Here is a 12,747-nt window from a genome sequence, read left to right as displayed (position 1 = left end):
CTCAATAATTGAAACAACGGACCCCTATTTTCGAGAGTTTGCTTACACATTTTCCGAAGTCTTTGGCCAATATTCGGGAAGGTTTGAAAAAAAATGTTGAAAAAAACGCAATAGATTTGAAAACCTTCGTCTTTATTATTGAAGACGGCAAACAGTCTTTTTAATGGAGACCAACAAAGAGAACTATAATAATCTATCGGCTTTTTTTAATGCTGAGTATCATTCCCTCAAGACGTATGTACAGTCTAAAGTTGATGATACCACAGAGCGTGATGCGGAAGATATTGTCCAAGATGTTGCGCTACGGATATTCTCCAGGTCGGAAGATGCATCCCCTATTACCAATATTGCAGGTTTTGTCTATAACTCGGTTAGAAACAAAATCATTGACGTACTACGGACTAAAAAAGAAAGTGTTCACGAAGGTGAGGACATTGACACGAAATGGGCTGAGTTTGCCGAGCTTTTTTATGGGAGTGCTGATAATTCATACCCAGAGGGTATAATGAATGATTTGAAAAATGCAATACAGCAGTTGAAACCTTCATACCAAGATATCATCATTGCAATTGATTTTGAAGGCTATTCGTACCGAGAAATTGCTGAACAAACTGGAATCTCCCAAGGAACTTTAATGTCCAGAAGACATAGGGCATTGTCGCTTTTGACAAAAAATTTAGAAATCGAAAAAATTAAAATGAATAAAAATTAAAAAATATGGAATATAAAAAACGATACTTCGAAAGTAAAATGGAAAGGTATGTGACCAAAGGGTTCAAAATATTTTTCATGATTGTTTTTGGCATCCTCTTTATATTTTTAATGGGGTTTGTATTTATGTGGTTATGGAATTGGTTGATGCCTGATGTTTTTGGCTTAACTACCCTTACCTACTGGCAATCTTTTGGTTTGCTTCTACTAGCCAAAATAATTTTTGGTTTTGGCCATGACTCTTCAAAAAGCAGTGGTAGCAAAAAGTCAAGAAAGCATGAAAAATTCAAACGTTTTTGTGAATCAAAAAATGGAGATGCAGATTGGAGTTATTACGACCAATACTGGAAAGAGGAAGGTAAAGTAGCTTTCAATGCATATGTAGAACGAATCAAAAGTGAACAAACCGATGGCTCCTCAGAAGAAAACTAATGTACTTCAAAGAATTGAAAACTATGGTCGCAGGGCTTTTTTCTGGAATTCAAGACCAAAAACAACGATCCAGTCCAATTCTAATGGCAATGTTCGTCAATATAGTAATGATTAGCTAAAACAACTAGAAATTGATCTCTCGTTAAAAAAATGTAAAACTTTGGAAACTTTTTTTGTTTTTAAAGTTTCCAAAGTTACTTTTGCTGCCGATCATGAGAGAAAAGATATTACATAAGGCGACAGAGATGTTCTTAAATCTTGGATTTAAGAGCGTAACGATGGACGATTTGGCCAATGAAATGGGGATTTCGAAAAAAACAATCTATTCCCATTATGAGAACAAGACCATGCTGGTTGAGGAAAGCACCATGGCCCTGTTTTGGTTCATATCAAATGGTATAGATGAAATTGTCGCCTTACAACAAAACCCGATTGAGGAACTCTACGAGATTAAGAAGTTTGTAATGCTTCATTTAAAAAATGAGAAATCCTCACCACAATATCAATTGCAAAAGTATTACCCCAAAGTGCATGAATCCTTGAGAAGCAAACAATTTGAGTTAATGCAGGACTGCATTGTTGAAAATGTAAGACGTGGAATTGATATGGAAATATATCGGAACAACCTAAATGTTGATTTCGTTTCACGAATCTATTTTTCAGGGGTAACCAGCATCAAGGATAACAATCTTTTTCCCATGCAAATTTTCTCCATGCCCGAGTTAATGGATTACTATTTGGAATATCACCTTAGGGGAATTGTAACCCCCAAAGGAAGAAAAGTATTGAACTCAATCATCAATTCAAACCAAGAATAAATGCGAACAACCTTAATCATTTTATTATTACTATTATCATGGTTCTCACAGGCTCAAGATAGTTCCAGCAGCTATAGTCTTGATGAGGCCATAGCATATGCGCTTGAAAACAATTACAGTGCAATAAATGCCAATAGGGATATTGTGGATGCCCAAAAACAGAAATGGGAAACCATTGCAACTGGACTTCCACAAATTTCAGGAGCAATCAATTATCAAAATCAGTTAAAGCAACCTGTATCCCAGATTCCTGCAGAATTTTTTGGAGGGGAACCCGGTACTTTTCAAGAAGTGGTATTTGGGCAACCTCAATCCGCAACAGCAACCGCAACATTGGAACAACAAATCTTTGACGGTTCATACATTGTCGGGGTACAGGCTACCAGGGCTTTTTTGAGCTTTAGTCGGAACAACAAAGAGAAGACGGAATTGGATGTTAGAAAATCCGTAGTTGAAGCCTATGGCAATGTACTATTGGCACAAGAAAGTGTGTTGATTGCTGAAAACAATAAAGCGACACTTGAAAAGAACCTCTATGAAACCAAACGCATTTATGAAAATGGACTTGGTGATGAAGAAAGTGTAGATCAATTACAGATTACCTTATCATCCATAGAAAATCAGTTGAAGAATGCCAAGCGTTTGGAAAAGATTACACTTCAAATGTTAAATCTGACCATGGGACTTCCAATTGGATCTCCCACAGTGTTGACCGAAAATTTGGATGACCTTACCCAAAAACAAATCGCCCTCGGTCTTTTGGACACCGAGTTCAAAATGGAAAATAATGTAGATTATAAATTGGCGCTTAATTTGAACGAGCAACGCTATTTTGAACACAAGCTTGCCAAAAGTAGGGCTCTCCCTACTCTAAACGCTTTTGTAAACTATGGAGGATCCTCCTTTAGCGAGAGTTTCAACTTTTTAAGCAGCGGGCAAGAATGGTTTGGATCTTCAGTTATGGGCTTTAATCTTAAAGTGCCTATTTTCAGTTCTTTGGGAAGGAGTGCCAGTACGCAACGCGCTAAAATTGCTCTGGAAAAGGCCAAAACCCAGTTAACCGAAGCTGAAGAACAAATACGACTTCAATTGGAAAGCGCTAAAAGCGATTATATTCTTTCTATTGAGGAATATGGCACTTCTAAAGAAAATCTAAGACTTGCCGAGCGTATTGAAAACAAAAATCAAATCAAGTATTCTGAAGGATTGGCAACAAGCTTTGAGCTTAGACAAGCGCAGACGCAGCTGTACTCCACTCAACAAGAATACCTCCAATCCATGGTCGATGTAATCAACCAGAAAACAGCATTGGAAACCATACTAAATCAATAGCTTATAAGGTTAGCTGGTTAAAAGTTTAGCAGTATGAAAACTTACTCATTTGAAAAATTAACTATCTGGAGCAAGTCTATCGATTTGTCTAAAAAGGTTTACGAGGTAACCACTTCTTTTCCTGAAGAGGAAAGGTATGGTCTTATATCTCAAATGAGAAGGTGTTGTATTTCTATTTCTTCAAACATTTCAGAAGGAAGTGGTAGAAAGTCAGCAAAGGATAAGGCTCGTTTTACAGAGGTGTCCTATAGTTCAACCATGGAGTTATTGAATCAAGTTATCATTTCCAATGAATTGAACTTTCTTACAGATAAAGATTATTCTTCAATCAGAAATCAAATAACAGAGATAACGGCTATGTTAAATGCCCTGCACAAATCTCAATTAAATACCTAAACAATCTATTAAACCCATAAACATCTAAACAAACCATATCATCATGAAAAGAATCATATATATAGTACTCACAGCCGTAGTTTTATCCTCTTGTGGAGGAGGGAGCAACGGATCTGTGGACGGTGTTATTGCTGGAAACGATTTGGAGGCCATTCGAGCAAAAAGAGCTGAAATTTCTGAGCAGCAAAAAGCCTTGGAAAAAGATTTACAGTCATTGGATTCCGTAATCGCCGCGTTGGACGATAATGCTAAATTACCTTTGGTAACCACCATTGAAGCTAAAACCGAAAAGTTTAACCATTATTTGGAGCTTCAAGGGGATGTAATGACCAAGCAAAACGTATTGGTTTATCCTGAAATGGGAGGAACCCTTTATAGAGTTTATGTTAAGGAAGGTCAAAAAGTTGGAAAAGGACAAGTGTTGGCTTCCATTGATGATGGAGGTTTATCCAGCCAATTGGCGCAACTAAAAACACAATCAGAATTGGCAAAGACCACCTTTGAGCGTCAAAAAAGACTTTGGGAACAAAATATTGGTTCCGAAATTCAATACCTACAGGCCAAAACTACTTATGAAGCACAAGAAAGTGCCGTAAAGCAAATGCAAAGTCAAGTAGCTAAGTCAACCATTAGAGCTCCTTTTTCAGGAATCATTGATGATGTGATCAAAGATCAGGGAACAGTGGTTAGTCCAGGTCCGGGTTCTGAAGTTTTCAGAATCGTAAACCTAACCAACATGTACATTGAAGTTGAGGTTCCCGAGAGTCATCTCCCCAATGTAACCCCAGGAAAAGATGTTCAAGTTTATTTTCCTGTTTTGGGTGACAGTGTTAGCACTAAGGTTAGACAAACAGGTAATTTCATCAATCCAAGCAATCGTTCATTTACGGTTGAGATTCCAGTTCCTAGTGAAGGCGGAAAAGTAAAGCCAAACCTCACGGCCAAGGTAATGATCAACGATTATACAAACGACAATGCAATTCTAATTCCTCAAAGTATTGTTTCCGAAAATGCGGTGGGAGAGCAGTATGTGTATTTGGTGGATGCGGATTCTACATCTTCGAATGCAATCGCTAAAAAAGTAATCATTCAAACGGGAAAAACACAGGGTGATTATGTGGAAGTGCTATCAGGAATCAATAATGGTGATGGTATAATTAACGAAGGTGCACGAAGCGTAAAAGAAGGACAGAAAGTACGAATTAAGAACGGAGAATAGACTAAAGACTTATTATAATATGAGCAAGCAAAAGAAGAAAGTCGATAAAGAATTCAGACTGTCCTCATGGGCCATCGACAACAAAACAACCATGTATGTTTTGATTGCGGTAATCTTGTTTCTTGGAGCATCAGCATATTTTAGTATGCCCAGGGAAAATTTTCCTGAGATCAAGGAAACCAAAATCTATATCAGCTCCCTTTATCCAGGAAATACAGCCGAGGATATTGAAAAATTAATTACCGACCCCCTCGAAGATGAACTGAAAACAGTAAGTAATGTTGTCGAAATAACTTCCACCTCCCAGGAAGATTATTCCATGATCATCGTAGAGTTCGATGAGAATATTTCCGTTGAGGCCGCCAAACAAAAAGTAAAAGATGAGGTAGACTCACAAACTGCAGGTGAAGATTGGCCCACATTCAATAACGCAAAGGTCGAACCCAATGTTTTTGACCTGAGCATGTCAGAAGAAATTCCTATTCTAAATATTAATATTTCAGGAGATTATCCTATAGATAAACTTAAAGAATATGGTGAATACCTAGAAGATGAAATTGAAAGTTTACAGGAAATAAAGCAAGTTGATATTCGTGGTGCACAGGAGAAAGAGGTTGAGGTTGCCGTAGATATTTACAAAATGATGGCGGCCCAAGTAAGCTTCAACGATGTAATCACCGCCATTGGAAACGAGAACATGACCACTTCCGCAGGTAATTTGATTACCAGTGGACAACGCCGTACCATTAGAATTGTTGGTGAAATTGATAAGCCCGAAGATCTTGATGATTTTGTCGTAAAATCTGAGGATGACGATCCTGTTTATCTAAAAGATATTGCCAAAATCTCCTTTAAAGAAGAAGATAAAACTACCTATGCCCGTGAGTTTGGTGCACCAGTTGTAATGCTGGATGTTAAAAAACGAGCAGGGAAAAACATGGTGGCTGCTGCAGAACAAATTCAAGTCATTGTGGAAAATGCAGTTGAAAATGTCTTCCCACAAGATTTAGAAGTAAGTGTTGCCAATGATCAATCTTCCAAAACCATTGGTCAGGTAGACGATTTGGTTAACAATATCATCTTTGGGATTATTTTGGTGGTCACCGTTTTGATGTTCTTTCTCGGGTTCAAAAATGCACTTTTTGTTGGATTTGCGATTCCAATGTCCATGTTTATGTCGCTCATGATCCTTAGCCTATTAGGTTATACTATGAATACCATGATTCTTTTTGGACTGATTATGGGTCTTGGTATGCTCGTAGATAATGGTATTGTAGTTGTAGAAAATGCATATCGCCTCATAGATCAAGAAGGCATGTCGCGCATGGAAGCTGCCAAAAAAGGAATTGGAGAAATAGCTTTCCCCATTATCATCTCAACCTTAACAACGGTTGCCGCTTTTGTACCGCTAGGACTTTGGCCCGGGGTTATGGGACAGTTTATGATCTATTTCCCGGTAACCTTGTCTGTTGTATTGGGGTCTTCCTTGTTCGTGGCCATTTTCTTTAACTCTGTTTTGGTATCTCGGTACATGACCACCGAGGACAAGGATATGCCCTTGAAACAAATAATTCAGATAACCGCTATAGTCGCCGGTATTGGGTTATTGATAATGATTTTTGGAGGAAGCTACCGTGCTTTAGGTACTTTGATGATTGTTACTGCCATTTTACTTTGGGTATATAGACTTTTCTTAAGAGGATGGGCCAATGGTTTTCAAAACAAAGTTTTGCCTAAATGGGAAAAGTTCTATGAAAGAATGCTTCGCAAGGCATTGGCAGGCAGAAAACCTATTTTCATTGCTATTGGAACGTTTGTATTGCTGTTCCTTGCCTTTGTGGGCTTTGGCGCTTCAGTAGGAAGTCAACGTACCAAAGTGGAGTTCTTCCCAGACAATACGCCTAACCAAATCATTGTCTACATCGAATATCCAGAAGGTACCGATATTAAAAAGACAGATCAGATTACCAAAGACATTGAAACACGGGTTTACGATATTATTAATGAAGACGCATACCTGCATGGCGACTATAACTTTTTAACTGAGAGTGCAGTTTCCCAAGTTGGTGAAGGAGCAGGTAACCCGCAAACAGATGGTGGTTCAGCTGCTGAAATGCCCCATCGTGGAAAGATTACCGCAACCATGCGGGAATATAAATTTAGGGAAGGGTCTGACAGCAACGACTTATTAAAAAAAGTCCAGGAAGCATTAAAGGATGTATACCCCGGTGTCGCCATTTCTGTGGAAAAAGATGCTGTTGGTCCGCCAGCAGGATACCCTATCAATATTGAGCTCGAGGGCAATGATTATTCCGAATTGATTGCAACTGCAGAAAAAATGCGGAATTATATCAACGGAAAGAACATTCCTGGAATTGATGAGCTTAAAATCGATGTGAATAAATCCAAGCCTTCCATGCTTGTGGAGGTGGACCGAAAAAAGGCAGGTGAGCTTGGGATATCTACCGGACAGGTTGGACAACAACTCCGAAATTCAATTTTTGGATCCAAAGCAGGCATTTATAAAGAGGATGGAGAAGATTATGACATCTACGTTCGATTTAATGAAGAGAACCGATATAACACTAGCGCAATCTTCAATCAAAAAATCACCTTTAAAGATCAAAACTCAGGTAAAACCAAAGAAGTACCTATTTCAGCTGTAGCAAACCAGGTAAATACTTCAGGTTTTAGTGCGATTAAGCATAAAGAAACTCAGAGAGTGGTAACGGTATATTCTGCATTAGCTCCTGGTTTTACAGATGCTGGTGCCATAGTGAGTAAAGTACAGGATGAAATGGAGAGCTTTGCTGACCTTCCAGCTGGAATCAAAATTGACTACACGGGTCAAATTGAGGAGCAGAACAAACAAATGGCTTTCTTAATGGGAGCATTTTTCACAGGTCTTGGTTTGATTTTCTTCATCTTGATTTTCCAATTCAACTCTGTGTCCAAACCGGGAATCATCATGTTGGCCATTTTCTTGAGTTTGATTGGAGTGTTTGGCGGAATTGTTGCCACAGGAAGTGCCTTCGTAATTATGATGACCATGATGGGAATCATTTCATTGGCAGGTATTGTAGTAAACAACGGAGTGGTACTATTGGATTATACTCAATTACTGATTGACAGAAAGAAAGTAGAATTGGAATTGGATGATGATGAACTGTTGGAATCCAAAGACTTTTTGGAAGCAGTGGTTAAAGGTGGTAAGGCAAGGTTACGTCCTGTACTACTGACAGCCATCACTACAATCCTTGGTTTGATTCCATTGGCAACAGGGTTCAACATTAATTTCTTTACCCTGTTCGGCGAGTTCAACCCAAACATTTACTTTGGAGGCGATAACGTGATTTTCTGGGGGCCATTGGCATGGACAGTAATCTACGGATTGTTTGTTGCTACCTTTTTAACATTGGTCGTGGTACCCATTCTATTTAGTCTTGTTTATCGAATCAAGGTTAGAATACGAAGGAATAGGCGGAAAAAAGAAGAGAACAATAAAGAAGTTCTCGATATAGCTGCTTAACAAGTTCGATACAAATAAAAAAGCCCGGGCAGATTGCTCGGGCTTTTTTATTAAATACTTTCCATTTCATTCATTGTAGTCAACACTTGTGATTAGCTCCAATTTATTATACGTAAAATGTTTATCCAAAAACACTGGTCAAAAACCCAATCAATACTTCAAATAGTAAAAGTATCATAATTGCAAGCACACATAAAATTCATATTCCATCAGAAAATCGATATATCTAGCAATAAATATTGACATTCCTCTTAAATTTGCCCCTTCAGAGAAACATCATGTACAGAAGCAATACTTGTGGTGCGCTAAGGGCATCGGATACTAATTCAATAGTTACCCTAAGTGGATGGGTTCACAAAGTCAGGGACAAAGGTTTTGTTGCCTGGGTAGATCTTAGAGACCGTTACGGCATTACCCAGTTGGTTTTTGATCAAGACCGTACTTCTTCTGAGTTGTTGGACAAAGCAAGAGAACTTGGACGGGAAACCGTAATACAGGTAAAAGGTGAAGTTATAGAAAGAGCATCCAAAAATCCCAATATGCCCACAGGCGATATTGAAGTGCTCGTTACCGAACTTCAGGTTTTAAACGAATCCAAGCTTCCCCCGTTTACTATCGAAGATGAGACCGACGGTGGTGAGGACATCAGAATGAAATATCGCTATTTGGATATTCGTAGAAATCCGGTCAAGGAAAGCCTCATCTTTAGGCACAAAGTGACCATGGAAGTTCGAAAATACCTTTCTGAAGCAGGTTTTATAGAAGTGGAGACGCCATATCTTATCAAATCAACCCCAGAAGGTGCTAGGGATTTTTTGGTCCCAAGTCGTATGAACGAAGGGCAGTTTTACGCACTACCACAATCACCACAGACCTTTAAGCAATTGCTTATGGTAGGTGGAATGGATAAGTATTTTCAAATTGTAAAATGTTTTCGGGACGAAGATCTTAGAGCAGATAGGCAACCAGAGTTCACACAAATAGACTGCGAGATGGCCTTTGTGGAACAAGAAGATATTCTGAATGCCTTTGAAGGTTTGACAAAATATCTTTTAAAAGAAATTAAAGGCATTGACGTTTCCGATTTTCCTCGAATCACCTATGATGAGGCTATGAGTCGCTTTGGTAACGACAAGCCGGATATCCGCTTTGGTATGGAATTCGGGGAATTGAATGCCGTTGCACAACACAAAGATTTTAATGTATTCAATTCAGCCGAGTTGGTTGTTGGAATTGCCGTTCCAGGAGGAGCTTCGTATACCCGAAAGGAAATTGATAAACTCATCGATTGGGTCAGACGACCCCAGGTTGGGGCCAAGGGCATGGTCTATGTAAAATGTAATGAAGATGGTTCGTTCAAATCCTCTGTAGATAAATTTTACGACCAGGAAGATTTGGGCAAATGGGCAGAAGTTACCCAAGCGAAAGCAGGGGATCTAATTTGTGTACTATCTGGTGATACCAATCAAACCCGAGCACAACTGAGTGCATTACGAATGGAGCTCGCGCAACGATTAGGACTTAGAAAACCGGATGAATTTGCTCCACTTTGGGTAATTGATTTTCCATTGCTCGAATTGGATGAAGAAACCGGCACCTATCATGCCATGCACCACCCATTCACCTCTCCAAAACCAGGACAACTGGAATTATTGGATTCCAATCCTGGAGATGTAAAGGCAAACGCCTATGATTTGGTATTGAATGGAAATGAAATAGGAGGAGGTTCCATCCGTATTCACGATAAAGAGATACAGGCTACCATGTTCAAACATTTAGGTTTTACCCCTGAAGAAGCAAAAGAACAGTTTGGATTTTTAATGGATGCTTTTCAATACGGCGCGCCCCCGCACGGAGGTATTGCTTTTGGATTGGACAGACTTGTGGCCATTCTGGGGGGACAAGAAACCATTCGCGATTTTATAGCCTTCCCCAAAAACAACAGTGGCAGGGATGTAATGATTGACGCTCCTGCCCATATTGATGATGAACAATTAAAGGAACTGCACTTAAGATTAGACCTTTAAGTCCCCATGAAATTGCCATCCAAAAACAGTATCCTTAATGTCAAACTGAGCCTGTCGAAGTTTAGAGCTTTTCCATTTGTACAGCTGTCTTCGACAAGCTCAGACTGACAATTTCAATTTTTAGGGTTTTAGACAATCGCTTTTAGTACTTTTAAGCGTATCATTGATTCCATGCCAAATAAAAAGAAAAACTGGCTCACCCGTTTCCTGAAATGGCGATATAAAAATATCTCCAACAGAACGTTTGTGCACATTATGAGCATAGTGGTGGGTTTTTTGGCTGGCTTGGTCTCCGTAACTTTAAAAAATGTCACTTATTTTATACAATCTGCTTTGGAGGGCGGGATTGTTTTTTCACAAAACCAGTTGTATTTCATTCTACCCATAATTGGGCTGACCCTGGTTTATCTTTATGTGAAATTTGTGCACAAAAAGCCTATTCAGCATGCCGTTTCCTCTATCATTTTTGCCTTGTCCAAAAAAGGAGGCATTCTAAAAGTCAAAAACATTTACACTCCGTTGATTGCTGCTCCCTTGACGGTTGGTTTTGGGGGTTCTGTTGGGTTGCTTGGGCCTGCGGTTAAATCTGGCTCTGCTCTAAGTTCCAATTTGAGTAGATTATTTCATCTTGATGCAAAAACAAGATCTCTTTTAGTTGCCTGTGCCTCAGCTGGAGCCATTTCATCCATTTTTCAATCCCCTATCGCAGCGATAATTTTTGCCGTTGAGGTGTTTACCTTAGATCTCACCATGCTGTCCATGCTTCCATTGTTGCTGGCATCCATTTCTGGAGTACTCACCTCCTATTTCTTTTTGGGCAACGAGGTCCTTTTTAGTTTTTCATTATCCGAAGGATTTCAACTTAAGGACACGCTCTTTTATGTGCTTTTAGGTGTGGGTACAGCCTTCGCCTCCATCTATTTTACCAAAATGTATTTTGGCATTCTTAATTTCTTTAAACGATTCAAAAGTCCCAAATACAAGCTTTTGGTCGGAGGTATTGCCATAGGAATTATGTTGTATGCAATTCCGCCGTTGTACGGAGAGGGTTTTGGGTTCATCAATAATCTTTTGGATGGAAATCATCTTAAAGCCTTGGGGAAAACCCCTTTTGACGCCTACATTCAAAACATTTGGGTAGTTATCGCACTATTGTTTGGCTTAACCATTTTTAAAGCAATTGCGATGACCGCAACTTTTGCCGCTGGAGGTGCTGGTGGAATCTTTATTCCCACCATGGTTATGGGAAGTGCCTTAGGTAACGTGGTGGCCAAAGTCATTAACAATATTGGACTCGGATTTTCAGTGTCTGAAAGCAATTTCACCCTGATCGGGATGGCCGGATTGATTGCTGGAGTAATACATGCCCCGTTGACCGCCATTTTCTTGATTGCTGAGATAACCGGAGGTTACCAACTATTTGTGCCCTTGATGATTACTGCATCAATCTCATTTCTTATCACCAAAAATGCTTTGGACTATACTATTTACACCAAAGAACTTGCTAAAATTGGAGCTTTGCTCACGCATAACAAGGACCAAATGGTCTTAGGTATGATGGAATTGGACGACGTTATTGAGAAAAACTTTAAGCCCGTACATCCTGAAATGTCCTTAGGACAAATGCTTCACGAATCCGTTTCCAAATCCAAACGAAACATTTTTCCAGTTTTAAATGAAGAAGAAAAATTGATGGGAATTCTTCTTTTGGATGATATTCGGGAATTTATGTTCGACAGGGCACTTTATGAATCAACTTATGTCAAAAACCTAATGCACGCCCCTCCAGAACACATCTTTTATAATTCGGATAACATGAAAGCCGTGATGAAAAAATTCCAAGATAGTGGTGCTTGGAATCTTCCGGTGATCAAAGATGGAAAATACGTTGGTTTTATTTCCAAATCCAAACTATTGACTGCCTACCGAAGAAAACTTATTAATTATACCCGATGAAATTCAAGCTTAAGTACATTACCATTTTCGCCCTATTCCTGTCCGTTGGTTTGATTATTTATGGTTTCACGATTAAAGAAGAACAAACCGCAAAGGCCAATAAATTTATCGGTGCGGGTACCACGGGGCTTTTTCTTGTGGTTATGCCTCTTTTTTTGTTCAAAGAAAGTAAAAGGAAAAATATGAAAGACTATATGCTAACCAAAGAAAACATAGAAAAAATGCAGGCTAAGGACAGAAAAAATGCTGATGATCAATGATTTTTTTAAAGATTTCATGCCCATTTTTCTTTTTGTTTTTTTAAATAAACTATTTTAGTGTATTAAC

General features: G+C 39.0%; 10 protein-coding genes. All 10 read left to right on the top strand.

Annotated elements, in window-relative coordinates:
* The first annotated feature begins 163 nt into the window (after positions 1 to 163).
* The 10 genes from IAG46_RS12180 (at position 164) to IAG46_RS12135 (ending at position 12,680) form a co-directional block, all read left to right on the top strand.
* Entirely contained in the window at positions 164 to 712 is a 549-nt protein-coding gene (locus tag IAG46_RS12180; protein WP_190810621.1) for an RNA polymerase sigma factor, read from the top strand.
* Between the two features lie 5 nt (positions 713 to 717).
* Positions 718 to 1,143 carry a hypothetical protein gene (locus IAG46_RS12175; protein ID WP_223826670.1) on the top strand — a complete coding sequence of 142 codons (426 nt, stop codon included), beginning with the start codon at positions 718 to 720 and terminating at the stop codon, positions 1,141 to 1,143.
* Between the two features lie 212 nt (positions 1,144 to 1,355).
* Positions 1,356 to 1,961 (top strand): TetR/AcrR family transcriptional regulator, encoded by a 606-nt coding sequence (locus tag IAG46_RS12170; protein WP_190810620.1) that lies wholly within the window; start codon positions 1,356 to 1,358, stop codon positions 1,959 to 1,961.
* Positions 1,962 to 3,293, top strand: a complete 1,332-nt coding sequence (locus tag IAG46_RS12165) for a TolC family protein (RefSeq protein WP_190810619.1) — start codon at positions 1,962 to 1,964, stop codon at positions 3,291 to 3,293.
* A gap of 33 nt (positions 3,294 to 3,326) precedes the next feature.
* Complete coding sequence (locus tag IAG46_RS12160) at positions 3,327 to 3,689, top strand: four helix bundle protein (RefSeq protein WP_190810618.1); 363 nt, start codon at positions 3,327 to 3,329, stop codon at positions 3,687 to 3,689.
* A 43-nt stretch (positions 3,690 to 3,732) separates the two neighbouring features.
* Positions 3,733 to 4,908, top strand: a complete 1,176-nt coding sequence (locus tag IAG46_RS12155) for an efflux RND transporter periplasmic adaptor subunit (protein ID WP_190810617.1) — start codon at positions 3,733 to 3,735, stop codon at positions 4,906 to 4,908.
* Between the two features lie 19 nt (positions 4,909 to 4,927).
* Positions 4,928 to 8,437 (top strand): efflux RND transporter permease subunit, encoded by a 3,510-nt coding sequence (locus IAG46_RS12150; protein ID WP_190810616.1) that lies wholly within the window; start codon positions 4,928 to 4,930, stop codon positions 8,435 to 8,437.
* Positions 8,438 to 8,715: 278 nt separating this feature from the next.
* Positions 8,716 to 10,464, top strand: coding sequence for an aspartate--tRNA ligase (aspS, locus tag IAG46_RS12145; protein ID WP_190810615.1), 1,749 nt, complete (start codon positions 8,716 to 8,718; stop codon positions 10,462 to 10,464).
* A gap of 171 nt (positions 10,465 to 10,635) precedes the next feature.
* Positions 10,636 to 12,420, top strand: a complete 1,785-nt coding sequence (locus tag IAG46_RS12140; RefSeq protein WP_190810614.1) for a chloride channel protein — start codon at positions 10,636 to 10,638, stop codon at positions 12,418 to 12,420.
* Positions 12,417 to 12,680, top strand: a complete 264-nt coding sequence (locus IAG46_RS12135) for a hypothetical protein (protein ID WP_190810613.1) — start codon at positions 12,417 to 12,419, stop codon at positions 12,678 to 12,680. The genes IAG46_RS12140 and IAG46_RS12135 overlap by 4 nt, the downstream gene beginning before the upstream one ends.
* Positions 12,681 to 12,747: the final 67 nt, after the last annotated feature.

Source organism: Flagellimonas sp. S3867 (assembly GCF_014698935.1).
Taxonomy (GTDB): domain Bacteria; phylum Bacteroidota; class Bacteroidia; order Flavobacteriales; family Flavobacteriaceae; genus Flagellimonas.
Note: the sequence above shows the minus strand (reverse complement) of the source record. Positions and strands in the feature narration are given on the sequence as shown.